This is a genomic window from Acidithiobacillus caldus ATCC 51756 (assembly GCF_000175575.2).
In the GTDB taxonomy this organism is placed as follows: Bacteria; Pseudomonadota; Gammaproteobacteria; order Acidithiobacillales; family Acidithiobacillaceae; genus Acidithiobacillus_A; species Acidithiobacillus_A caldus.
Map to the genome: position 1 here is coordinate 2,756,015 of NZ_CP005986.1, position 21,703 is coordinate 2,777,717.

Here is a 21,703-nt window from a genome sequence, read left to right on the forward strand (position 1 = left end):
CGCTCCTGGGGTGTGGCCACCTACCGCCTGCTCATCGCTGCAGCGCTCCTGCTCCTGCTCAAGCTCCCCCTTGGCCGCAGCGATCTGGTTCTGCCGCCCCAGAACCTGCCCCACCTCCTGGATGTCGCCTGGGCCGCCGTGGGCTTGAGCCTGCTCTACCTCGGCATCCTTCGGTTCAGCACCGATTTTGCCGATCGTCCGCTCTTCCACTGGCTCCAGGTATCCGGCGACGGACTCATCGTCTTGCTGCTCCTGCATTACGGTGGCGGTTTGGCGGGCCCCTTCGCCATCTTGCCTCTGCTGCTGATGATCTCTACGGCCAAGCTGCTGCGCGGGCGCGGCGCCTTCCTCTTCGTCTGGCTCCTGTTGATCCTGCTCCTGCTGGAGTTCTTCCTGCTCGGACCGGAGCACACCCGGCTACCCCTGGGTCAGCTGCTGGTTTACCTGCTCGCCCTGGTAGCCGTGGCCTTTCTGGCCGACAGCCTGGTGGTCAGCCTCGAGCGCAGCAATCGCCTGACGCGCGAGCGGGATGTGGAGCTTGGCAACCTGAATCTCCTCAATCAGGAGATCATTCAGCAGGTGGACTCGGGCCTTTTGGTGCTGGATCGCCAGAATCGGGTGGTACTCAGCAACCCTGCGGGCCGGCGTCTTGCGGGATATGAACGATGGCAGGACGTCCCCGTGGCCCTGGACGTCGTGCAGCCCAGTCTGGCAGCGGCGCTGCGCCAGGGCGAACTGCACGAGAACCGGGAAGTCTCGGTGGCCAGCGAGGGAGGCGAACGACTCAGTCTCCTCATCCGCCTCATTGCCTTGCCCCAAGGCCCCTACCGCCTCCTCATCCTGCGCGACGCGACGGAGCTGCGCGAACGCGAGCGCGAGGCGCAGATGGCCGCCTTGGGACGGCTGGCCGCCAACATTGCCCACGAAATCCGCAATCCCCTGAGTTCGGTGCGCCACGCCACGGATCTGCTGCGGGAATACGTGCAAGACGAGCCGGGCTCCCTCCACCTTTTCCGCATCCTCGAGCGCGAGACGCTGCGCATCGACCGTATCATCGACTCCGTGCTGGAAATGGCCCGGCCGCGCCCAGCACATCCGGAGCCCATCGTCTTGCACAGCTGGTTACCCGTGCTGCTGGACCAGTTGGCCGCCGACCCAGGTCTGGCCACGCTGCGAATCCAGCTGCCCAAAACGAACGACGGGCCAGTCGTCTTCGCAGATCCCGCCCATCTGCGCCAGGTCTTTGCCAACTTGCTGCAGAATGCGGCCCAACACGCCGGCGCCGATGCCGCCGAGATCCTGGTGGAGATCACCTGGCACGCCACGGGCGATGGCACGGTGGAGATACGCCTGCGCGATCACGGTCCCGGAATTCCCGAAGAATCCATGGAACGCATCTTCGAGCCCTTTTTCACCAGCGATGCGCGGGGCACGGGCCTTGGGCTGTCCATGGTCCGCGAGCTTCTGCGCCTGAACCACGGTACCATAGCGGCTCGGAACCACCGTGAGGGCGGCGCGGAGTTCGTGCTGGAACTGCCGGCCTGGGATGGAGGAAAGATCCAGTGAATGCCAGTGTTCGGCAAAGGAAACGGGCGCTCATCGTCGACGATGAGCCCACCATCGTGGAACTGCTGGGTATCACCTTGGAAGGCATGGGGGTCGAGGTCTTGGCTTGCCATAGCCTGGCCGAAGCCTTTGCCGCCCTGGGCAAGGGCCCACCATCGCTGTGCCTGACGGATCTGCGCCTGGGCGACGGCTCGGGCATGCAACTCCTGCACAAGGTCCGCGAACTCTACCCGCAGGTGCCGGTGGCGGTGATCACCGCCTACGCCTCGGCGGAGGGCGCGGTGGAAGCCATGCGCGCCGGCGCCTTCGACTTCATGACCAAGCCCATAGAACTGGCACGTCTGCGCCGCCTGGTGAGCGAGGCCATCGCCCTTGGGGAGTTGCCCCGGGAGAGCGTAGATCTCAGCGAGCGCCTGGTGGGCGAAAGCCCCGGCATGGTGGCCCTGCGCGAGCGCGTTCGCCTGCTGGGACGCAGCAATGCACCGGTGCATATTCGCGGTGAATCGGGCACCGGCAAGGAACTGGTGGCCCGCGCCATACACGATGCAAGCCCACGTCGGGAAAAGGCATTCATTGCCGTCAACTGCGGCGCCATCCCGGAAAATCTCATGGAGAGCGAGTTTTTTGGTGCCGAAAAAGGTGCCTATTCCGGCGCCGTGCAACGGCGGGAAGGACTCTTCGTGGCAGCCAATGGTGGCACGCTCTTTCTCGACGAAATAGCCGAACTGCCGCTGACCACGCAGGTGAAACTGCTGCGGGTGCTGCAAGAGCGGGTGGTGCGACCGCTGGGTGGCCTGCGCGAGCAGAGTATCGATATCCGCCTGATCTGTGCCACCCACCGCGATCTGCGCCGGATGGTGGAGGAGGGCACTTTTCGCGAAGACCTCTTCTACCGCATCAATGTCGTACCCATAGAGATTCCGCCCCTGCGCGAACGCCGCGAGGACATCCCGCTACTGGCGCAAACGCTACTGCAGCGCCTCTGCCAGCGGCACGGACGTCCCCCGGCGAACCTCGCCCCCGCTGCGCTGGCCTGGCTGTCCAACCGCGATTTCCCGGGCAACGTACGTGAGTTGGAGAACCTCCTGGAGCGGGCGCTCGCCCTACAGTCACAGCCACTGCTGCACCGGGAAGATCTGGAGCCCACGGCGGAGCTCGCGGTGGCGCGGGCGCCACTGCCCGCTGCCGCACCCGCCGCGGACACGGCCCTCACCAAGCGCCTGGCCGAGGCAGAGTGGCGCTATCTGGCCGACCTGCAGATCCGCCTTGGCGATCGACCCGAGGAAATGGCAAAGGCCCTGGGCATAAGCCTACAATCGCTCCATCTGCGTCTCGCCCGGGGAGGATCGAATCGTGATTCCTGAGATGCTACTCGTCGCCCTCACGGGCCTTTTGGTGGGCAGTTTTCTCAACGTCGTCGTCCATCGGGTGCCGCGGCGCGAGTCCATCCTGTATCCCGCTTCCCACTGCCCGGCGTGCGGTCACACGCTGCGCCCCTGGGAAAACATTCCCGTGCTCAGCTGGCTGTGGCTCCGCGGTCGCTGTCGTGCCTGTGGGGTCGTCATTCCCTGGCGTTATCCCGCCCTGGAGATCCTTGCCGCCGTGCTTGCCCTGCTGGTGTTCTGGCGCTTGGGCTGGAGCGCGCGATTACCGGGCGCCCTATGCTTTGCCTGGGCTTTGCTGGCCCTGACTTGGATCGATCTCGAAACCCAGCTACTTCCCGATCGCATCACCAAGCCCGGCATCTTGGCCGGTCTCCTGCTCAACGGTTTAGGCCTGTGGTGGCCCGGGATCGCGCTGGCAAGCCCCGAGAGTGCACTACTGGGTGTTCTACTGGGCTATGGCGTCCTGTGGTTGCTGGCGGCGGGCTACTTCTACTTTACCCAAAGACCCGGCATGGGCGGTGGCGATCTCAAGTTTCTGGGGATGATCGGCGCCTGGCTGGGCTGGCAGGGGATGGCCATGACCCTGTTCATCGCCGCCATTGTCGGCGGTTTCGTCGCGACCCTTTATCTGCTCCTGGGCAAGGGCCGCGATTACGCCATCCCCTTCGGCCCCTACCTGGCGCTGGGTGCCGCCTTGATGCTCCTCTGGCCGCAGGAGATCCTTTCCGCCTACCTGCGTTTCCTCGGGCCCTGAAGGATGCGCAGGATCGGTTTGACGGGAGGTATTGCCTGCGGCAAATCGACGGCCAGCCGAGTATTGCAGCGCGCCGGGGCCACCCTGCTGGATGCCGACGAGATCGCCCGCGATCTGGTGGCGCCGGGCACGGACAGTTGGCGTCGTATCCGCGATCGCTTCGGGCCCACCTCTCTGCTGCCCGATGGCAGCCTCGACCGCGCCTGGTTACGCCGTGAGGTGTTCTCCGATGCCACCCAAAGACAATGGCTGGAGGCGCTGCTGCATCCGCAGATCCGCGCCGAATTCCTGCGCCGCACCCAGGCCCTGGAGCAGCAAGGGGTAGCCCCTGCGGTCATCGTATGGGTCATTCCTCTGCTGCTGGAGGGCGGTTACGACACGCTGGTGGACGGTATCCTCGTCATCGACTGCAGCCGCGACCGCCAGTGGCAGCGTCTGCGCGAGCGCTCGCACTGGACAGACGCGGAAATCGCCGCCGTGCTCGCGCGTCAAGCCGACCCCGCTCGTCGGCGCGCCGCCGCTCACTGGATCATTGCCAACGACGGCAGTGAGGCCGAACTCAGCGAGCGGGTTCTAGCCTGGTGGAAAGGTGTACAGAGCGCCTGAGCAGGACGCCGCCCGAATTTTGCGCCGGCCCCCCGCCTGTGGCACCCTGCGCTTTGGGGCAGGCGCTGGCCTGCCGCTTCAATTCCATCGGAACACCCATCACCATGGCCCATTATGAATTCCCGCTGCAGGAGCGTACCCGCAACCTGCTCCGCCTAGAGAGCGTGTTTACCAGCCTCGATGGAGAACTGAGCCCCAAGACGCTGCGCAGCCACCTGCGCGCCTTTCTCGAGTTGCTGGATTTCTGCCAGCGTCCGGAACTGCGGCTCGATCTGATTCTGGAGCTCGAACGCCTGCTCCAGGCCCTGAAGGGGTGGGCCCAGAGTCCGGAATCCGATGCTACGGCGCTATCCCTTTGGCAGGACGACTGTCGCCGACAGCTACAGCAGTTGCGGGAACTCCCTCGACCCCTCGGGGAATCGCTGCTTCACCAGGAAATCCTGCAACTGGCCCGCGGCCGCTTGGCCGTTGCCGGAGGTTTTGCGGATAGCGATATTCCGCTACTCGCGCTCTGGCAGCAGCAAGCACCGGCCCGCACCGCCGAACGTCTGCAGCGTTGGCGTGCCGAGCTTGTAGTTCTCGAACGCAGTGTCGCCACGATCCTTTCCTTTCTTCGCGCGTCCCAATCCTGGTCGCTGGAGCGCAGCCGCGATGGGCGTTTCGTCCTCTCCCTCAATCCACGGCAACCCGTGGCGCTGGCAACGGTGATGCTCGGGGACGACCAGGACGAGGCCTATCCTAAACTCAGCGGCGGTGCGCACCGCCTCCATGTGCAATTTTTCCAATGGTTGGACCCTGGACCCAGCCGCGCGCTAGAATCCGATCTGGATTTTCGCTTAGGGTTGAGCGCCTGTTAAAGGATAAACGCATGCAGATCGGTACCACACTGAGCCAGTTCATCATCGAAGAAACCCGTCTGTACCCGGGTGCCACGGGGGATTTCGCCGCACTCCTCAACGATCTCACCGTGGCCTGCAAGTTCATTGCCGCCCAGGTCCAGCGCGGCGCGCTGGTGGGTGCGCTGGGCAGCGCCGGTACCGATAACGTCCAGGGAGAGGCGCAGAAAAAACTCGACATCATCAGTAATGACGCCATCCTGCACTCCATGGACTGGACTGGACACCTCGCCGGTATGGTATCCGAGGAGATGGACGCACCCTACGTACTGCCAGCAGGTATCCCGCGCGGCAAGTATCTGCTGCTTTTCGACCCCCTGGACGGCTCCAGCAACATCGATGTCGGCATCAGTGTGGGCACCATCTTCAGCGTGCTGCGCGCACCGGTGGCCGGCCGCGACGCGGTGGCAGCCGACTTTCTCCAGCCCGGTGTCGAGCAGGTGGCCGCAGGTTACGCCCTCTACGGTTCCAGCAACATGCTGGTGTACAGTACGGGCTATGGCGTGAACGGCTTTACCCTGGAGCCCAGCATCGGTGAGTACGTGCTGACCCACACCCAGATGCGCATTCCCGAGGACACCAGCGAGTACGCCATCAACGCCAGTAACCACCGACACTGGCAGGAACCAGTGCGGCGCTACATCGATGAGCTGATGGCGGGTCGCGATGGTCCTCGGGGGCGGGATTTCAACATGCGCTGGGTGGGTTCCATGGTGGCCGACGTCCACCGGCTGCTCTGCCGCGGCGGTATCTTCCTGTACCCCTTCGACACCCGCGACCCCGCCAAGCCCGGTAAGTTGCGCCTGCTGTACGAAGCCAATCCAATGGCGTTTCTGGTGGAGCAGGCTGGTGGCGCCGCCAGCACCGGAACCCAGCGGATTCTGGAGATGGAACCGCAGTCCCTGCACCAGCGCGTGCCCGTGATCCTGGGCGCCAAAAACGAGGTGGAACGCTGCGTCGCCTACCACCGGGAAGGGTGATAAGGCAGCGGCCCCCTGAAACGGGGGGGACGAGGGGGGCCGCAGAGCCAAAACCGCGCGGCCTGCGCGGCTTCGATCGTACTCAGATGATGCCGGAGATGCTGTGTACCAACTGGGCTTGCAGCAGCGGCACGGCCTTCTTGAAACTCAGATTGACCTGATTGGCCGTCGAGACGATGCGGGTGCGGTAGTCTATCCAGTGGCCCGTACCAGCGACTTCCTGCGTCGTGGTGGTACTGGTGCCCTGCTGCAGGTTGGCGTTGGTCTGCTGCGATACCGGCGCCTTGCTCCGCTCCGCCACCTGGACGTCCGTAATCATGGCGTAGGTGGTGTTCTTGACCATGGAATCGGCGATCAAACCGATGGCACCGCCCACCAGGGCACCGGCGCCTGCACCCGTGTAGCTCTGGCCGATGGTGCCGCCGGCAAGAGCGCCGAAGGCAGCCCCGCCATAACCGTCGGTGAGGGATTTCTGGGCCGCCGCCTGAGACATCTTGCCCACGGACAGCACATTGATCTGCAGCAGGTAGTGCGCTTCATTGTAGGGGACGATACGATAGCCCTGGCTCGTCAGGTTGGCGTCGATTTCCTGCTCCAGAGCCGCCACGTCCAAATTCTTGTCCGAGGTGTTCTTGAACTGGACGTAAACGGCCTCCTCGGACGGCGGTACGGGGTTCAAAAAGATGGTGTTGGACATCTTGGTCTGGACGTCGAGATTGCGGTGTTCAAGGGCTACCTGAGTCGCTGCACAGCCGGACAGGGCCACTACGCCCGCCGCTGCCACACCGTAGGCCAGGATGCGACGATACTCAACCGAACCAAACAACATGTTTCCCTCCAGTGGGATGAAATGACCCTGCGGCCGAAATCTTTGTTTTGAGACTTAAACGTATTTTAGAATACCATGGGAAAGTCGCAAGGGCGGCGCTGGGCTTGCAACGGTGGGAATCTGGTCTAAAAAGGAGGAAGGAGACGTGCTCGGGAGTCACATGGTGTTGCCGGAATCTGCCAAACCCCACCTTTTGCAGGCCATCTACGCGTGGTGTCTGGAACAGGACCTGACCCCATATCTGCTGGTTCTGGTCAATTATCCGGGCGTGGCGGTACCGCCGGGCTATGACCGCGATGGTCGCATCGTTCTGGATATCTCGCCTTCGGCAACCCAAGGACTGCAGATGGCCGATTCCTGGATCCAATTTCAGGCTCGCTTTGGCGGTGTAGCCCGTCGTATCGATATTCCCATGGCCGCGGTATTGGCCATTTATGCCGCCGAGACGCAGGAGGGGATGGGTTTTCCAGAACCCACCCTGCCCCAGGAACCGGAGCCCGACGCAGCCAGAGACAAGGGCGGTAGTAGCGCGGGCGGCAACGAGCGACCCAGCTTACGGGTAATCAAATGAAATTCTGGCTTGGGCTGGCAAGCTGTCTTGGGATTCTGGCCGCCATGCCGGTCCAGGCCGACATCTACGCCTATACCGATGCGAATGGTGTCATCCACCTGACCAACATACCACAGAAACAGAAGCCGTATCGAATGGTCATGCGCACGCGCAACGTAACCACAGTGGCCACGCCGCCGCGTACGGTCAATCCCATCGCCCAAAAGGAACTGCAGCCCATCGTCGACCGCGCCGCTGAGCGCTTTGGCGTCAGCGCCGCCCTCATCAATGCCGTCATCCGCGCCGAGTCCGGTTTCAACAGCGCTGCCGTCTCACCCAAAGGCGCCATGGGCCTGATGCAGTTGATGCCGGCAACGGCCAGCCGCTTCGGTGTGAGCGACGCCTTTAGTCCCGTGGAAAATATCGAGGGTGGCACGGCTTACCTGGCGCACCTCATCAAACGTTTTGGTGGCGACCTGAAACTTGCCATTGCCGCCTACAATGCCGGACCCCAAGCCGTGGTGCAGGCGGGCTATACCGTCCCACCCTATCGGGAGACTCAGAATTATGTCCCCAGGGTACTCGCCTACTACCAGCAGTTTGTCGGTGGGCAGTTTGCCGGTCAGCAGTTTAACGGGAGTCCAAGCAACCGCAGCCCTGTGCCCATGCCGGTGCGGGGTCCGCAGGTCATTCAGTTGTCGAGTCCGTAACGCTGCAGCTTCTTGGTCAGGGTATTGCGATTGATACCGAGCCAAGCGGCGGCAACGACACGCCGCCCCTCGGCGCGCTGCATCACCGTCTGCAAGAGGGCCCGCTCCGCCTCGGCCAAAACGCGCTCGTGCAGGGCCAGGGGCGCCTCGTCGTGCAGATCATCCAGATACTCCTCGACGACGCTACGCACACAGTCGTGCAGCGACGGCCTGCTCATAGCCGTGCGTCCCTGGTCATGGCCGACTCAACAAGGTGACCTGATAGCCCGGTGCGGCCACCAGTTTGGGACTGCGCAGAAGAAAAGACACATCTTCCCCAGGAACGAAACCATCGGCCGCGTGCCGGTCCGGACCGAGGTACTCACTGGGCTGGAACTCCAGACGGGCAATGGTGCCTCCATAGCTGTTGCTCAGCGTGACCTGAATGACCGGATAGGCCTGTACGAGATGGGCGTCGTTGCGGATTTTCCCGCGAATTTCCGCCAGACGATCGGGAAGTGGCTCGACGGAGCTTTGCACGATGCGGATCTCGCGGTTGGGCCCGGGCCAGGGGATCTGGACATCCAGACGAGCCGCCGCACTCAGCAACGCCTGGCGCACCGGTGTCGAAGTGGCAGCATAGGCATAACTGCGCGTCCACCAGAGCACCTGCACGATGAGCACCAGGACCAGGAGCGCTATCAGCGTGAGCAGCAGTCGTCGACCCCAGCGCGAGCCACTACTGCCATCCTCTGCGCTGGTCGCCAGGGCCGCCAACTCCACCCGGAAAACCTGCTGACAGACGGTGCAGCGCACGAGACCCTGGTGCTGGCGCAGGGCTCGGGGTTCGACGGCAAAAGTGGACTCACAACGCGGACAGGTGACTTCCATGACGAGACTCCGAGGGATATTCCGGTGACTTTCTGCGTCCTGAGAGCAGGGACCAGCCGTCGGCACGGATGGGTTCAGCGAACTCTATGGCATCGGCGTAGGCGGCCCGCACAAAGGGCTCCTGCTCCGGCAAGAGCCCCGACAGCACGAGGGTAGCGCCCGGCGCCAGGTATCCAACCAAGGTTGGCGCGAGCTCCACCAGCGGGTTGGCCAGAATGTTGGCCACCAACAAGGGCACCTGCATGGGCGGAACCTGTTCTGGAAGGTACCGCTGCAGGCGATGGGCAACGCCGTTCTTTTCCGCATTCTCGCCGGTTACCTGCAAGGCCAGCGGATCGTTGTCCACGCCAATGGCCCGATGGGCACCCAAGAGCAGGGCGGCGATGGCCAGAATACCCGAACCGCAGCCATAATCCATGAGGGTCTCGCCGCCCTTGACCTGCGCTTCGAGAAACTGCAGACACAGGGCCGTGGTGGCGTGGGCGCCGGTGCCAAAGGCCTGGCCAGGATCCAGACGCAGAACGAGATCCTGGGCCGGGAGCTCGGTCCAGGAGGGGGCTATCCACAGCCGGCCGAAGCGTCGGGCAGGGAAGGCCGCCTGCGTCAGCCCCACCCAATCGCGATCGACGACCATCTCCAGCCGTGGATGAAAATCGGTCCAGGGGCGACGCGCAAGCCACATCTCGAGTGCTTCACGAGGGTAGACCGCGGCATCGAAGAGGGCCTCGCAGCGCGTGTTGGGCCAATACTGACCCGCCGCAAAAACCGCAGTGGCATCCTCCGGCTCGAGAAAACTGACGGCCACGGCACCTGCTTCGAGCAGTTCCGCCTCGATTTCCGCTACTTCCGGCTCGGGAATGTCCATCACCAGCTGCCACCACGCTGCGCTCATAGATCCAGGAGTGCCTCGAGATAATGGATGTGAACGCTGCCGGCAGCAAACTGCCCATCGTCGAGAATACGCCGGTGCAGAGCGATGTTGCTCTGGATGCCCTCGATACTGGTCTCCCGCAGGGCGCTGCGCATGCGCTGCAGGGCCTCTTCGCGACTACCTCCGTGGGCGATGACCTTGGCGATCATGGAGTCGTAGAAGGGCGGCACGCGATAGCCCGCGTAGAGGTGACTGTCGACGCGGATGCCAGGACCGCCCGGGGCGTGCCATGCGGTGACCTGCCCTGGCGAGGGGACGAAACGCTCGGGATCCTCGGCGTTGATCCGACACTCCAGGGCATGACCGCGCAGAACGACGTCTGCCTGGCGCAAGCCCAGCGGCAGTCCTGCAGCCACGCGGATCTGGGCCTTGACGATGTCGATCCCGGTGATGGCTTCCGTCACCGGATGCTCCACCTGGACGCGGGTATTCATCTCGATGAAATAGAAGGTCTCGCTGACGGGCTCGTAGAGGAACTCGATGGTACCGGCACCGCGGTAACCCATGAGCTCACAGGCCTGCACCACGGCAGCACCGATGCGCTCGCGCTGCTCCGGGTGGATACCGGGCGCCGGCGCCTCCTCGATGACCTTCTGATGCCGCCGTTGCGTGGAACAGTCGCGCTCGCCCAGGTGAATACAATGTCCGTGGGCATCACACAGCACCTGAAATTCGATGTGCCGCGGCGTCTCCAGGAATTTTTCCATGTACAGGACTGGATTTCCGAAGGCACGCGCCGCCTCCGCCCGGGTCAGGTTGACGGCATTCATGAGGTGCGCCTCGGTGTGCACCACCCGCATGCCACGCCCGCCGCCGCCACCTGCCGCCTTGAGAATGACCGGATAGCCGATCTCCCGGGCGAGGGCCTTGATGGCCTCGGGCGCATCGGGCAGAGGGCCGTCGGATCCGGGCACGCAGGGCACGCCAGCCTTGAGCATGGCCTGCTTGGCGGCAATCTTGTCGCCCATGAGACGGATGGTCTCGGGTCGCGGACCGATAAAGGCAAAGCCGCTCTTCTCCACCCGCTCGGCAAAATCGGCATTCTCGGACAAAAACCCGTAGCCCGGGTGAATCGCCTCGGCATCGGTGACCTCGGCGGCGGCGATGACGGCGGGGATGTTCAGATAACTGCGATCGCTGGGTGCAGGACCGATGCAAACGGACTCGTCGGCTAGCTTCACGTGCATGAGGTCGCGGTCGGGCTCGGAATGCACCGCTACGGTACGAATCCCCAGCTCACGACAGGCGCGCTGCACGCGCAGGGCAATCTCGCCGCGGTTGGCAATGAGGATCTTGCCAAACATGTCAAGACTCGGGGGCGATGATGAACAGGGGCTCGCCATACTCCACGGGTTGTCCGTTGCCCACGAGGATTTTCACGATCTTGCCCGAAACATCGGCCTCGATCTCATTGAGCAGCTTCATGGCCTCGATGATGCACAGAGTCTGCCCAGCCTTCACCAGCTGTCCCTCTTCCACGAAGGGAGGTGCCTCAGGGGCGGGCGCGCGATAGAAGGTGCCCACCATGGGCGACTTGATCATATAACCCTGCGGTACGCCACCCTCCGCCTCGCTGGTTTTAGCGGGCGACTCCGCCGCGGGAGCACTCCCTGCCGCGGCCGTCATAGCGCCCGTCTGGCCCATGGGCAGGTAGGCGTAGGGCGGTAGCGACGTGGGAGTGGCACTGGTTTGGGGCAGGTGACGCGTGATGCGCACCTTGCTGTCGCCCTCCACCACCTCGATCTCGTCGATGCCGCTCTTTTGTAGAAGCTCGGTCAGCCGTCGGATGAATTGAATATCCATGTTCCTTCCTCGTGGAATGTTTTTAGGCATTGGGAAATCCGTTACCGGTAGCGAAGCGCCGCGCTATGGCGTCCAGGGCCAGGGAATACCCCTCCGCGCCAAGACCCGTGATGAGTCCGCTGGCGATGTCGGAAAAGTAGGAATGACGGCGGAAGGGTTCGCGCGCGTGGATGTTGGACAGATGCACTTCGATGAAGGGAATGGCCACCGCCGCAAGGGCATCGCGCAGGGCGACACTGGTGTGGGTGAAGGCGGCCGGATTGAGAACGATGTGGGTGACACCCTGTGTCGGCGCCTGCTGCACGGCATCCACCAAGACGTGCTCGGCATTGCTTTGCAGGCTATGCAGGAGCCAGCCGCGGCCTTCGGCCTCGGTTTTCAGACGGGCATCGATCTCGGCCAGGGTCGTTCGTCCGTAATGATCCGGCTCCCGGCGACCCAGCAGATTCAGGTTCGGACCGTGCAGAACCAGGACATGTATCTGGGCAGACATAGGCTCCAAGACGTTTTGGAAAGGCCTGAGTCTGCCGCAAATGGGGGCATAAATCTAGGCGGGGCGGATGCCCCAGGGTCAGAAATGGTCCGTGTGCAACCAGTCACGGACGGGAAGGCGATTGCGCGGCCAATCGTTACCCACCCCCTTGCCCACGGCGATCATGTACCCGATGGCATAATCCTCGGGCAGGTGAATCAGCCGGGCGACAGCGTCAAAGTCAAAACCGTCCATGGGGCAGCTGTCCAGACCCAGGTCCTGTGCCACCAGCATCAGGGTCATGCCGAAGATGCCGAGACTGCGCATGGCCTCATCGCGCGCCACCTGCGCCTTGCCGCGGTAGTACTCGTCCAGCTTGGGCAAAAGGAAATCCTGGACGGGTTGGGGAGCCGTTGCCCAGTAGCGCGCCGGTGACTCCTCCCAGGCCTTTAGGTCGGCGCAGAGAGTGAAAAGCGCCGAGGCATCGGTTACCTGCGCCTGCCCCCAGGCCACCTCGCGGATGGCGGACCGCAGTTGCGGATCCTGGACGTCCAGGATGCGCCAATGTTGGATGTTGTAAGCACTGGGCGCGAGCGCTGCCGTCTCCAAGAGCACCCGGCGCGTCTCCGGCGACAAGGGATGGTGGGGATCAAAGGACTTGGTAGCCCGACGCTTTTGCACTGCGGTGATGACATCCATACCGGCAACTCCTACTGAAAAAGAAGGATGGCCATATTAACACCGACTGGTTGGTATGCGCCAATGCCCTCGCACCGTATGCCCTGGGCAAGATCGCCGTGGCGCTCGCACAAGCCCATCCGCATATGATAATAATCGACTATTATATTTAATTATCCCCATTCAATATCAATAGATTTTATCTGTGGATAAATCCCTTGCTGAATACCCTGGGCTGAACTATACCGAACGCCAGAGGGGTTCTTATCTGAGACCGGTGCCCGTCCCATATCAAAGACGCCGTACGCGGGGGGATGATCGGTCTTATCGGAGGAAGGAATGGAAAAGCATCGGAGATTCACAGAGTCCAAAAAACCACATTCCGATAATCGCGGGTGTTTGCGGTTCGTGCTCGCCTTGGCACTTGCCGGGAGCGCCCCCTTGGCTTTGGGGGCAGACCCAGGGAACGACAACACCTTGTCGCCACCGGCCCAGTTCATTCATAAACTCTTGCCTGAGACCAAGATCGACGCCATGGTCGGTCTGATCAATTTCAGTTACCTGAACCATGGCCACAGCCAGGAAGACACGCACGCCAACGCCATTGGCGGGCACGTTTACATCCACAGCCCAGAGCTGTATGGCCTGAGTGTGGGTGTGGCCGCAAATTTCGCCACCTGGACTGGCTTTTATCTGCACAACGATCCAGAACTGACCGGCCCCTATCCCAGTCACGGCATGGCGGCATTGCGCAATGCCTATCTGCAGTATACCTACGGACCGGTGGTGCTGCGCGGCGGCCGCCTGTTCATTCAGACACCCTACGTCAACATGGACTATTATACCTTCAGCCCGCGCGCTTTCACTGGCGTAGCGACGGTCATCGACATCATCGGCGGCGGCAAGGCCGATCAATGGTCTGGCACCGGACCCCTACAGTTGGCCGGATCACCCGCCACCTTGAGCGTCTTTGCCGGGCGCATGTACAGCTACGAGAGTCGCTACTCACCGGAGTTCACCACCGGTAACCGGTATAGCAGCACCCACAACAACGGCTTTTACGTCCTGGGCGCACGCTACGCCGGAGCAGTGGTGGGTAACCCCTTCGCCCTACAGGCTTGGTATTATAATTTCTACGGCTTTTCTACGCTCTTTTACGGACAGGCGGATCTGCGTCACCCGCTGAGCTCCGGACAGAGCCTTTTTGCCGGCTTTCAAGTGGTAAGTCAGGGGACTTCGGGTACCGGTGGCTATTTACCCGAATTGAACGCGACGTCCGTCCGAGCCGAAGTCTATGGCGCGAAGCTCGGCTACGCTTTCAACGATAATCGCGACAGCGTTGCCCTGGTCTATGACTATAGCCCCGTCAACTACAGTGCCTTCCGCCACGGCGGTATGCTCCACCCCTACAACGATCTTTCCGGGACGCTGTACACCACCACCATGCAGACGGGCATCTCGGACTACGGCCCGGGTTTTGCTTACGGAATCACCTCCAATTTTTCGTTGTTGGCGAAAAAGCTGCAGATCAGTGCCAGCTTCATTCGCTACCTGGTGCGATATGGCTACGGTGGCAGCGTCTACACCTACAATGGGGCTTACGGATTTCCCACCGGAGAGGCCATCCCCAATCAGAACCTCTGGTCTATGGATGTGGGTTTTTCCTACGACCTATCGTCTGTGCTGAAAGGTTTGACCGTCGCCGATTATACCGATATATCGGTGGCCGGTAATCGCGCCGGTTATCCCCACTATACCAATCCGTATTTCAGTAATCGATTTTATTTCAAATACCATTTTTAGGGGGAGAGGCAACTGTTGAGATCTCAAGAAGCACAGCGGGTTGAGGCGAACGACAGAGGTATGGGCCAAACTCGACGAACTCAGAGTGGTTACCTCGTACCGATGCAAAAGGTCGCCCGGCACGCAGGGAGACTTCGGCATCCCCAGAACGGGGGCCGGCCCGGACGCTGAACCCTTTGATGCCACATCACGGGCAAGGTGGAATGACGTTGATGGGGTGGCTGATGGGGCTCGAACCCACGACAACCGGAATCACAATCCGGGGCTCTACCTGCTGAGCTACAGCCACCACTGAGCCTTAGATGATAGTGGCTCCTGCGCGCCGGTGCAAGGTCATGTATGCGTCCACCACCTTTGGCACTGGGGCTGATGTTGCAGGAGGAAGGATAGCGGTGGTTGTTGGCCGAGTCGATGGTGTGGTCGTTCGGCGTTGTAGAAGACGAGCCACTCGGCGAGTTTTTGGTTGAAGCGGGCGAGGTCGGTGAAGAGCAGGTCTTCGTGGTAGTCGACGAAGGATTCCTGGATGGTGCGATTGAAGCGTTCGGCATGGGCATTCATTTTTGGGGTCTTGGGGTAGGTATACCAACGGGCGATCTGCTGTTCCGTGAGGGTTTGGGCGAAGCCCGCCTCAAACTCGGAGCCGTTGTCGGAGAGCAGCACCTGGGGCTTTTGCGGGAGCAGATCCAGGACGGCGGCGAGGGCCGCCTGGGTGTGGCGTGTGGCTTTGCTGGGTAAAGCGACGGCCAAGGCAAAGGCGCTGGCTGGGTCGATGAAGGTGACGAGGTAGCGTTTCAGCCCGTCGCGAACCCGCTCGATAGTGTCCACCGCCAGGCACTGCAAGGCAGTGGTGGCCACCCCCTTGGGCTTGCGCGGCTTGCGAGAACGCTGCATAGGCTTGGGGCGACCACGGGCATCGAGGCGCGCGGGGCTGTGGCGCATTTTATCCGGTGCACGGGCGATGATTCTGCCGAGGGTGGACACCGATGGCAGCGCGATACCCTTCTCCGCACACCAGGGGCGCAGCAGGACGTGCAGCTTGTCCTTGCCGAGATTGGGGTGAAGAATACGTAGCCGCCGGATTTCCGCTACCAGCCTGGGGTCGGTCTTGGGGCTGCGTCGGCGTTTGGGCGCGCTGGACTGGCTGGCCAGGGCGGCGGGATTGCCGCCTTCGGCCTTCAAGGCCGCTCGCCACCGATAGAGCGTCCTTCGGGACACCCCAAAGGCATCGCAGGCGGCCACCAAACCGTGTTTGTCCCAGAACTGTACAATTCTGAGTCGTTCTTGTGCATCTTTCGGAGTCATCTCCCAACGATGCCCCAAGCCCGCTACCCGGTAAAACCCTCGGATCCGGTACCCGACATGTTGAACCTGCATGGCACTCCTCCCTCGCCAAAGAAGTGCCAAAGGTTTGTGAACTTATGCAGGTCACCAAACCCGTCCACCGGCGCAGTCTGACAGACCATGGCGGCGATCAGGGCGGGCTGACTCGGATCTTTGGCCGCACCTTGGCGGCGAGTTTGACACCGACCACTGCCGCCAACGCCGCAGGACCGGTGAAAACGCCATGCCGTTCACGGTAATCCAGGATAGCCTGGGCGCGCTTTTCGCCGATTCCCGATAGACAGCGCAAGGTAGCAAGATCAGCGCTGTTGATGTCGACGCGATCGGGGCAATGAGCAGCGCTCTTGCGTGCCGCTTCTACCTTTTCCGGCGCGAACCCCAGAGCGATCAGACTGACCAGAACCAAAACGCCGACCGCGCTCTTGCGCTGGGCGTGTGCCCTGGCGCAGGCGCTACCGCGCAAGGGCCGCTCGTAGGGATCTGCCCATGGCGGCGCGTTCTTCGGCACTGCTTTCTCGAGCCAGAGCAAAATTGAGATCGCTGATGGCGTTCATGGGCACCAGGTGTACGTGCGTGTGCGGGACCTCGAGTCCGGCCACCATCACCCCCACGCGTAGACAACCCGTCACTTTTTCGATGGCCGGCACCACCCGCTTGGCGAAGGGCAGGAGGCCCGCCAGGGTGGCGTCGTCCAGCGTGAAAAGATAATCGTGCTCACGCTTGGGGACGACCAGGGTGTGCCCCGGATGAATGGGACGAATGTCCAGGAAGGCGAGGTAGTGCTCGTCCTCCAGGATCTTTTCTGCCGGTATCTCACCGTTGATGATGCGCGTGAACAGGGTAGCCATGGTGTTTCGCTCCTCCGGAAACTCAAGGGTTTTTACAAGGTGGCAAAGGCTTTCTCGGTGGCCTCGAGGGTACGGGCGATGACCGTCTCGTCGTGGGCTGCCGAGAGAAAACCGGCCTCGAAGGCACTGGGGGCAAGGTAGACGCCCTGCCCCAGGAGGGCGTGGAAGAAGCGGGCGTAACGCTCCGTGTCGGCGGCCATCACGTCCTGAAAGTTGCGCACTGGGCGGTCGCTGAAGAATATCCCGAACATACCCGGCACGGCATTGACCTCGAGGGCGATACCCTTCTGTGCCGCTTGCGCCTTGAGACCGCTGCACAGCACTTCGGTGTTTGTCGCAAGGCGGGCGTGGAAACCGGGCTGCTGCAAAAGCTCCAGGGTCTTCAGACCCGCGGCCATGGCCAGTGGATTGCCTGCCAGGGTTCCCGCCTGATAGACCGGCCCGTTGGGCGCTAGCTGATCCAGAATGGCCCGGCTGCCACCCAAGGCCCCCACGGGCAGACCGCCGCCGATGATCTTGCCGAGGGTGGTGATATCGGGACGCACACCATACAGGGCCTGCGCGCCTCCGGCAGCTACCCGAAAGCCGGTCATCACCTCATCGAAGATGAGGAGGCTGCCAAAGCGGTCGCAGAGCGCGCGCAGCCCCTCCAGGAAACCTTCCGCCGGCGGCACACAACCCATGTTGCCGGCGATGGGCTCGACGATGATGGCCGCGATATCGAATCCCCATTGCTCCAGGATTTCGGTGACGGCGGCCAGATCGTTGTAGGGCAACACCAGGGTATCTCGACTCAGTTCCTCTGGCACGCCGGCGCTGGAAGGCTGTCCCAGGGTCAGTGCACCGGAACCGGCCTTCACCAACAGACTGTCGCTGTGGCCGTGGTAGTTGCCTTCGAACTTGACGATCTTGTCGCGACGGGTCACCCCCCGGGCCAGCCGCACCGCCGACATGACTGCCTCGGTTCCACTACAGGTCATGCGCACCATCTCGATGCTGGGAACGAGATCGCAGACCATCTGCGCCATGCGCACTTCGATGGCCGTCGGTGCCCCGAAACTCAACCCCCTGCGCGCCACTTCCGCCACCGCCTCGAGTATCTCCGGGTGGGCGTGGCCGTGGATCATGGGTCCCCAGGATCCCACGTAATCGATGTAGCGCTGACCATCCACATCCCAGAGGTAGGGGCCTTGGGCGTGATCCATGAACAGGGGGTCGCCGCCCACGCCGCGAAAAGCTCGGACCGGCGAGTTGACCCCGCCGGGGATGACTTCCTGGGCAGTGCTGAAGAGTTCTGCAGAGTGAACTGTCTTCACGATTCCTCCATCGTTTGCGAGCCACCGGCTAGTACGAAAAGCGCCTGCAGGCGCCGCATTGCTGCTGCCACGTCAGCGGATCCAAACAGGGCGGAGATGACGGCAAGGGCATCGGCACCCGCCGCTAGCAGGTCGGCGCCGTTGTCCGCCCGGATACCGCCGATGGCGACCACGGGCACCTGCAGGCGCCGACGCGCTTCCCGCAACAGGTGCAGGGGTGCCCGGCTCGTGTCCGGCTTGCTGGGAGAGGGGAAAAAGGCACCGAAGGCGACATAGTCCGCACCCTCCGCCTGCGCCCGCTCAGCCCGCGCAAGGTCATCGTAACACGACACACCGATACACAGGGAGCCGCCAAAGTGGCGCCGCAGTTCTGCCAAAGGGGCATCCTCACGTCCGACGTGCAGGGCCGGAGCGGCGATCTTCGCTGCCAGTGCGGCGTCGTCGTTGACGACGAAAAGGGCGCCATAGTCCCGGCAGAGGGCGTGGAGCGCCGCCGCCTCCCTCAGACGCCGCGCCGCGTCATCGCTCTTGTCCCGATACTGGAGGATGCGCAGGCCGGCGCGCAGGGCCGCCTCGCTCTTGCACAGCAGCGCATCCCCCGGCATGAGGGTGCTGTCCGTGATGCCGTAAACGCCGGCAATGGCCGTGGTCGTCATGCCCGCCTCTCCCCGAGCGGCCTGAGGGCGCTGCACCGATCGGGAAAGGCTTGTCCAGCGCCGACCCGGTAGGCAGCGGCGACGGCGGCAGCCGTGAATGCCAGGGCAGTGGGGATGGCCTCATCGGGCGCTCGGCCCAGGGCGAGGCCGGCAGCAATGGCCGTGGCGAGAGTACAGCCGGTGCCGTGGAATTGGCCAGGCCGACGCGGCTGCTCCACGCAGCTGAGGACACCGTCTGCGCGGTAATGGCGGCTGCGTATGCGCCTGGGATCCGTACCGTGCCCCCCGCTGATGAGCAGATGCGCGAGACCCGTCGCCAGAAGCCGCCGTGCCGCCGCCTCGAGCTCGTCGCAGCCGCTCAATTGCAGTGCCTCGGGAGCATTGGGTGTGGCGACGGTGGCACGCGGGAGGAGCTCGTCGACGAGTACGCCACGAAGCTCGGCATCGCTGACGGCCCGTCCACCTCCCGCCCGCAGGATGGGATCGAGGACCACCGGCAGTTTCGGATGTGCGTCCAGAAAGCGCGCGACGACTCTGGCGTTCTCGGCGCTGCCCAACAGGCCTATCTTGACGGCAGAAAAGGAACAATCCGCTGCCAACACCTGCAACTGTGCCGCCAGATCGGTCCCCGGCAAGGCCGTGACGCGGACAACGTCGCGGGAGTCCTGGATGGTCCAGGCCGCCAGCGCCGTACAGACATGCACACCCAGCGCCGCGCCGGTCAGCAGATCGGCCTGCAAGCCGGCGCCACTGCTGGGATCGGCAGCAGCAATGCTGAGAACGAGCGGCGCTTGTGGCATCACGCTGCGTGGTCCCGGAATCGGCTGGAGCAGGCAGGGAAATTGCTAGTCTCGGTGGCTGATAACATCGCAGAAAAGCCTGGATAGGGAGGGTAACCCAATGCGGCAATTGCCGGAACTGAGTTTAGCAGAAAAATTGGTACACACGGGCTTCATTTTTTTGGTCGGTTTGGGCCTATTGGTGGCGGAAGCCTATGTTTACCTTACAGTAGGTGGTAAGAATGGGTTGACGGTACACGCCGTCGTCGTCCATTACTACGGAGATCGTAGCTCCAGCACCTTACAGTCGGTGCTACCGAGGATGATGGACTTTTCCGGCATGCCTGCAGCCGAAAAGCCCAAGATGACGGCGGCGGTGGATCACTGGATTGCCAACGGCGAGACCGAGGCGGAGTACGAAAGTCAGATCAAGCCCCTCATTGCTGCCAATTGCCTGAAGTGCCACAGTGTCGAGATGAGCAAACAGTTGCACAATCCGCCCTTGGCAAGTTACGCGGATGTGAAGAAAGTGGCCCAGGTGGATACCGGCATGAGTCTGACGTCCATGCTCTTGAACGGTATGGTACACCTGACCATGCTCGGGGTGATCTTCTGGATTGCCGGCTGGATCTTCAGCAAGGCGCGCTTCCCCACGCTTCCCAAGCTTATCCTCATCGTCCTGCCCTTCATCGCCATGCTGGTGGATTTTTCCGGCTGGTTCCTGACCCATCAGAACCCCGCTTTCGTTTGGCTGGTGCTCGTCGGCGGGGCGCTGTCCTGTCCCATAGCGCTTCTAGAGATGTTCCTAAGCCTCGTCCAGATGTGGTTCCTCAAACCGCGTGCGGCGGCAGGCACGGCTGCGGCCTAGCTGACCCACGGACCCCCGCCACGGCGGGGGTCTTTCTGTGGATAACTTTGTGGACGAAAGCGGAGTAAGGCGGTATGTCTTGCTCAGGCGCCGTCAAAAAAGCGGATCGAAAAATTAATTCTTTTTTTTTCAATATTTTGTATAGATCTTCGGAAGTATCAGTCTAACTATCGCCCTCAACTTCGTGGCGACCGGCATGTGGAAAACTTTTTGGATCCGGCGATTTCTGGGCCACAGTGCGGGCTTTCGTGGGCGCTCGGGCAAAGACAAAATCGAAGATGGGGATGGGCAGAATCCGCAGCAGGCGGCCCACCCAGGCCATCTGCCACGGAACCACCAGCCAGGGTCGACCCCTGTCTATGGCCCGCCGCATACGCCGGGCTGCCCGCTCCACGGGCATCAGCCAGGGCATGGGGTAGGTATTTTCCGCCGTCATGGGGGTAGCGATGTACCCGGGAGCTATGCAGCAGACACGAATAGCGCGCGGACGCAGCTCGAGGCGCAGGCTTTCGAGGTAAGTGATGAGACCAGCCTTGGAGGCACAGTAGGCACTCGCCCCGGGTAAACCGCGCAGGCCAGCAATACTGGCGATCCCGGCTATCCGCGCCCCCGTTGCCAGGTAGGGCAGGAAGGCGCTGACGGTATACTCGACGCCGACGAGATTGGTGGCGACTATGCGCGCGAACATCACCCGGTCCGCCGGTTCGCTGCTTAGGGTGCCGTGACTGATACCGGCGTTGGCGACCAGCACGGAAATGGGTCCGAAGCGCTCGTGGCAGCGCCGGGCGAGGCGATCCAGCGCGGCGGCGTCGGTGACATCCGCCTGACCGATCTCCACATCGGCACCGCACTGGCGAGCCGCTGCTGCCGTTTGCTCCAATTCCGGCAGACGCCGGCCGATGAGTAGAAGGCGCGCAGAGGGATCGGCGTAGGCCAGGGCAAGGGCTCTGCCAATGCCCGTCCCGGCGCCGGTGATGACTATGGTCCGAGAGCCAGTACTCCGGCGCGACGCTGCCAAGACGATTCTCCTGCGGCTGGGGATGCCGCTCTAGCTTAACCCGA

Annotated in this window: 25 protein-coding genes and 1 tRNA gene; 10 read left to right on the forward strand and 16 right to left on the reverse strand. The window is 62.7% G+C overall.

Features of this window, described 5'->3' with window-relative positions:
* Nucleotides 1–12: 12 nt before the first annotated feature.
* The 6 genes from ACAty_RS13535 (at nucleotide 13) to ACAty_RS13560 (ending at nucleotide 6,187) form a co-directional block, all read left to right on the forward strand.
* Complete coding sequence (locus tag ACAty_RS13535; RefSeq protein WP_004869546.1) at nucleotides 13–1,566, forward strand: sensor histidine kinase; 1,554 nt, start codon at nucleotides 13–15, stop codon at nucleotides 1,564–1,566.
* Nucleotides 1,563–2,930: a sigma-54-dependent transcriptional regulator gene (locus tag ACAty_RS13540; RefSeq protein ID WP_004869549.1), complete on the forward strand. Its 1,368-nt coding sequence runs from the start codon at nucleotides 1,563–1,565 to the stop codon at nucleotides 2,928–2,930. Before ACAty_RS13535 ends, ACAty_RS13540 begins: the two co-directional genes overlap by 4 nt.
* On the forward strand, nucleotides 2,920–3,705 hold the full coding sequence (locus ACAty_RS13545) for a prepilin peptidase (RefSeq protein WP_004869552.1): 786 nt from the start codon (nucleotides 2,920–2,922) through the stop codon (nucleotides 3,703–3,705). The genes ACAty_RS13540 and ACAty_RS13545 overlap by 11 nt, the downstream gene beginning before the upstream one ends.
* Before the next feature lie 18 nt (nucleotides 3,706–3,723).
* The gene (gene coaE, locus ACAty_RS13550) at nucleotides 3,724–4,311 is read left to right on the forward strand and encodes a dephospho-CoA kinase (RefSeq protein WP_004869555.1); all 588 of its coding nucleotides are present in this window, start codon (nucleotides 3,724–3,726) and stop codon (nucleotides 4,309–4,311) included.
* 104 nt (nucleotides 4,312–4,415) lie between these two features.
* Nucleotides 4,416–5,168 (forward strand): cell division protein ZapD, encoded by a 753-nt coding sequence (gene zapD / locus ACAty_RS13555; RefSeq protein ID WP_226823468.1) that lies wholly within the window; start codon nucleotides 4,416–4,418, stop codon nucleotides 5,166–5,168.
* Nucleotides 5,169–5,179: 11 nt separating this feature from the next.
* The gene (locus ACAty_RS13560; protein ID WP_004869560.1) at nucleotides 5,180–6,187 is read left to right on the forward strand and encodes a class 1 fructose-bisphosphatase; all 1,008 of its coding nucleotides are present in this window, start codon (nucleotides 5,180–5,182) and stop codon (nucleotides 6,185–6,187) included.
* Between the two features lie 82 nt (nucleotides 6,188–6,269).
* On the opposite strand, the gene ACAty_RS13565 is transcribed toward ACAty_RS13560, so the two are convergent.
* Nucleotides 6,270–7,016 carry a complement resistance protein TraT gene (locus ACAty_RS13565; protein WP_004869563.1) on the reverse strand — a complete coding sequence of 249 codons (747 nt, stop codon included), beginning with the start codon at nucleotides 7,014–7,016 and terminating at the stop codon, nucleotides 6,270–6,272.
* A 145-nt stretch (nucleotides 7,017–7,161) separates the two neighbouring features.
* On the opposite strand from ACAty_RS13565, the gene ACAty_RS13570 reads away from it, so the two are divergent.
* Both ACAty_RS13570 and ACAty_RS13575 read left to right on the forward strand, forming a co-directional pair.
* A complete protein-coding gene (locus ACAty_RS13570) occupies nucleotides 7,162–7,587 on the forward strand; it encodes a ClpXP protease specificity-enhancing factor (protein WP_226047576.1) in 426 nt (141 codons plus the stop codon).
* Complete coding sequence (locus ACAty_RS13575; protein ID WP_004869568.1) at nucleotides 7,584–8,276, forward strand: lytic transglycosylase domain-containing protein; 693 nt, start codon at nucleotides 7,584–7,586, stop codon at nucleotides 8,274–8,276. The genes ACAty_RS13570 and ACAty_RS13575 overlap by 4 nt, the downstream gene beginning before the upstream one ends.
* Here the strand turns inward: ACAty_RS13575 and ACAty_RS13580 are convergent.
* The 7 genes from ACAty_RS13580 to ACAty_RS13610 form a co-directional block, all read right to left on the reverse strand.
* Nucleotides 8,258–8,494, reverse strand: coding sequence for a helix-turn-helix domain-containing protein (locus tag ACAty_RS13580; protein ID WP_038472381.1), 237 nt, complete (start codon nucleotides 8,492–8,494; stop codon nucleotides 8,258–8,260). The genes ACAty_RS13575 and ACAty_RS13580 overlap by 19 nt on opposite strands.
* Nucleotides 8,495–8,510: 16 nt before the next feature.
* The gene (locus ACAty_RS13585; protein WP_004869576.1) at nucleotides 8,511–9,146 is read right to left on the reverse strand and encodes a DUF3426 domain-containing protein; all 636 of its coding nucleotides are present in this window, start codon (nucleotides 9,144–9,146) and stop codon (nucleotides 8,511–8,513) included.
* Nucleotides 9,121–10,038 carry a 50S ribosomal protein L11 methyltransferase gene (gene prmA / locus ACAty_RS13590; RefSeq protein ID WP_004869579.1) on the reverse strand — a complete coding sequence of 306 codons (918 nt, stop codon included), beginning with the start codon at nucleotides 10,036–10,038 and terminating at the stop codon, nucleotides 9,121–9,123. The genes ACAty_RS13585 and prmA overlap by 26 nt, the downstream gene beginning before the upstream one ends.
* Nucleotides 10,035–11,381 carry an acetyl-CoA carboxylase biotin carboxylase subunit gene (gene accC, locus ACAty_RS13595; RefSeq protein WP_004869582.1) on the reverse strand — a complete coding sequence of 449 codons (1,347 nt, stop codon included), beginning with the start codon at nucleotides 11,379–11,381 and terminating at the stop codon, nucleotides 10,035–10,037. Before accC ends, prmA begins: the two co-directional genes overlap by 4 nt.
* A 1-nt stretch (nucleotide 11,382) precedes the next feature.
* On the reverse strand, nucleotides 11,383–11,880 hold the full coding sequence (accB, locus tag ACAty_RS13600) for an acetyl-CoA carboxylase biotin carboxyl carrier protein (RefSeq protein ID WP_004869585.1): 498 nt from the start codon (nucleotides 11,878–11,880) through the stop codon (nucleotides 11,383–11,385).
* Nucleotides 11,881–11,902: 22 nt separating this feature from the next.
* Nucleotides 11,903–12,373, reverse strand: coding sequence for a type II 3-dehydroquinate dehydratase (gene aroQ, locus ACAty_RS13605; protein WP_004869589.1), 471 nt, complete (start codon nucleotides 12,371–12,373; stop codon nucleotides 11,903–11,905).
* Nucleotides 12,374–12,451: 78 nt separating this feature from the next.
* On the reverse strand, nucleotides 12,452–13,051 hold the full coding sequence (locus ACAty_RS13610) for a nitroreductase family protein (protein ID WP_004869593.1): 600 nt from the start codon (nucleotides 13,049–13,051) through the stop codon (nucleotides 12,452–12,454).
* A gap of 387 nt (nucleotides 13,052–13,438) precedes the next feature.
* On the opposite strand from ACAty_RS13610, the gene ACAty_RS13615 reads away from it, so the two are divergent.
* On the forward strand, nucleotides 13,439–14,833 hold the full coding sequence (locus ACAty_RS13615) for a hypothetical protein (protein ID WP_238323803.1): 1,395 nt from the start codon (nucleotides 13,439–13,441) through the stop codon (nucleotides 14,831–14,833).
* A 213-nt stretch (nucleotides 14,834–15,046) separates the two neighbouring features.
* Here ACAty_RS13615 and ACAty_RS13620 read toward each other — a convergent pair.
* The 7 genes from ACAty_RS13620 to thiD form a co-directional block, all read right to left on the reverse strand.
* Nucleotides 15,047–15,122 (reverse strand) — tRNA-His (locus ACAty_RS13620).
* A 44-nt stretch (nucleotides 15,123–15,166) separates the two neighbouring features.
* Nucleotides 15,167–16,207, reverse strand: a complete 1,041-nt coding sequence (locus ACAty_RS13625) for an integrase core domain-containing protein (protein WP_038472383.1) — start codon at nucleotides 16,205–16,207, stop codon at nucleotides 15,167–15,169.
* Between the two features lie 97 nt (nucleotides 16,208–16,304).
* Nucleotides 16,305–16,637, reverse strand: a complete 333-nt coding sequence (locus ACAty_RS13630) for a ComEA family DNA-binding protein (RefSeq protein ID WP_004869601.1) — start codon at nucleotides 16,635–16,637, stop codon at nucleotides 16,305–16,307.
* Nucleotides 16,627–17,022: an HIT family protein gene (locus tag ACAty_RS13635; RefSeq protein WP_004869604.1), complete on the reverse strand. Its 396-nt coding sequence runs from the start codon at nucleotides 17,020–17,022 to the stop codon at nucleotides 16,627–16,629. The genes ACAty_RS13630 and ACAty_RS13635 overlap by 11 nt, the downstream gene beginning before the upstream one ends.
* A 32-nt stretch (nucleotides 17,023–17,054) precedes the next feature.
* Nucleotides 17,055–18,338, reverse strand: coding sequence for a glutamate-1-semialdehyde 2,1-aminomutase (gene hemL, locus ACAty_RS13640; RefSeq protein ID WP_004869606.1), 1,284 nt, complete (start codon nucleotides 18,336–18,338; stop codon nucleotides 17,055–17,057).
* Nucleotides 18,335–18,994: a thiamine phosphate synthase gene (thiE, locus tag ACAty_RS13645; protein ID WP_004869609.1), complete on the reverse strand. Its 660-nt coding sequence runs from the start codon at nucleotides 18,992–18,994 to the stop codon at nucleotides 18,335–18,337. Before thiE ends, hemL begins: the two co-directional genes overlap by 4 nt.
* The gene (gene thiD, locus ACAty_RS13650; RefSeq protein ID WP_004869613.1) at nucleotides 18,991–19,794 is read right to left on the reverse strand and encodes a bifunctional hydroxymethylpyrimidine kinase/phosphomethylpyrimidine kinase; all 804 of its coding nucleotides are present in this window, start codon (nucleotides 19,792–19,794) and stop codon (nucleotides 18,991–18,993) included. The genes thiE and thiD overlap by 4 nt, the downstream gene beginning before the upstream one ends.
* A 100-nt stretch (nucleotides 19,795–19,894) precedes the next feature.
* Between thiD and ACAty_RS13655 the strand changes: the two genes are divergently transcribed.
* Nucleotides 19,895–20,641, forward strand: coding sequence for a hypothetical protein (locus ACAty_RS13655; RefSeq protein WP_004869616.1), 747 nt, complete (start codon nucleotides 19,895–19,897; stop codon nucleotides 20,639–20,641).
* 163 nt (nucleotides 20,642–20,804) lie between these two features.
* Here the strand turns inward: ACAty_RS13655 and ACAty_RS13660 are convergent, their stop codons facing one another.
* Nucleotides 20,805–21,659, reverse strand: a complete 855-nt coding sequence (locus ACAty_RS13660) for an SDR family oxidoreductase (RefSeq protein WP_004869619.1) — start codon at nucleotides 21,657–21,659, stop codon at nucleotides 20,805–20,807.
* Nucleotides 21,660–21,703 lie beyond the last annotated feature (44 nt).

Excerpts from the sequence above, each read along its gene's own strand:
- ACAty_RS13610 (WP_004869593.1), bottom strand. The coding sequence starts at position 13,051 with ATGGATGTCATCACCGCAGTGCAAAAGCGTCGGGCTACCAAGTCCTTT.
- ACAty_RS13580 (WP_038472381.1), bottom strand. The coding sequence starts at position 8,494 with ATGAGCAGGCCGTCGCTGCACGACTGTGTGCGTAGCGTCGTCGAGGAG.
- ACAty_RS13560 (WP_004869560.1), top strand. The coding sequence starts at position 5,180 with ATGCAGATCGGTACCACACTGAGCCAGTTCATCATCGAAGAAACCCGT.
- thiD (WP_004869613.1), bottom strand. The coding sequence starts at position 19,794 with ATGCCACAAGCGCCGCTCGTTCTCAGCATTGCTGCTGCCGATCCCAGC.
- ACAty_RS13585 (WP_004869576.1), bottom strand. The coding sequence starts at position 9,146 with ATGGAAGTCACCTGTCCGCGTTGTGAGTCCACTTTTGCCGTCGAACCC.
- zapD (WP_226823468.1), top strand. The coding sequence starts at position 4,416 with ATGGCCCATTATGAATTCCCGCTGCAGGAGCGTACCCGCAACCTGCTC.
- ACAty_RS13655 (WP_004869616.1), top strand. The coding sequence starts at position 19,895 with ATGCGGCAATTGCCGGAACTGAGTTTAGCAGAAAAATTGGTACACACG.
- prmA (WP_004869579.1), bottom strand. The coding sequence starts at position 10,038 with ATGAGCGCAGCGTGGTGGCAGCTGGTGATGGACATTCCCGAGCCGGAA.
- thiE (WP_004869609.1), bottom strand. The coding sequence starts at position 18,994 with ATGACGACCACGGCCATTGCCGGCGTTTACGGCATCACGGACAGCACC.
- ACAty_RS13625 (WP_038472383.1), bottom strand. The coding sequence starts at position 16,207 with ATGCAGGTTCAACATGTCGGGTACCGGATCCGAGGGTTTTACCGGGTA.
- accC (WP_004869582.1), bottom strand. The coding sequence starts at position 11,381 with ATGTTTGGCAAGATCCTCATTGCCAACCGCGGCGAGATTGCCCTGCGC.
- accB (WP_004869585.1), bottom strand. The coding sequence starts at position 11,880 with ATGGATATTCAATTCATCCGACGGCTGACCGAGCTTCTACAAAAGAGC.
- aroQ (WP_004869589.1), bottom strand. The coding sequence starts at position 12,373 with ATGTCTGCCCAGATACATGTCCTGGTTCTGCACGGTCCGAACCTGAAT.
- ACAty_RS13565 (WP_004869563.1), bottom strand. The coding sequence starts at position 7,016 with ATGTTGTTTGGTTCGGTTGAGTATCGTCGCATCCTGGCCTACGGTGTG.
- ACAty_RS13635 (WP_004869604.1), bottom strand. The coding sequence starts at position 17,022 with ATGGCTACCCTGTTCACGCGCATCATCAACGGTGAGATACCGGCAGAA.
- ACAty_RS13575 (WP_004869568.1), top strand. The coding sequence starts at position 7,584 with ATGAAATTCTGGCTTGGGCTGGCAAGCTGTCTTGGGATTCTGGCCGCC.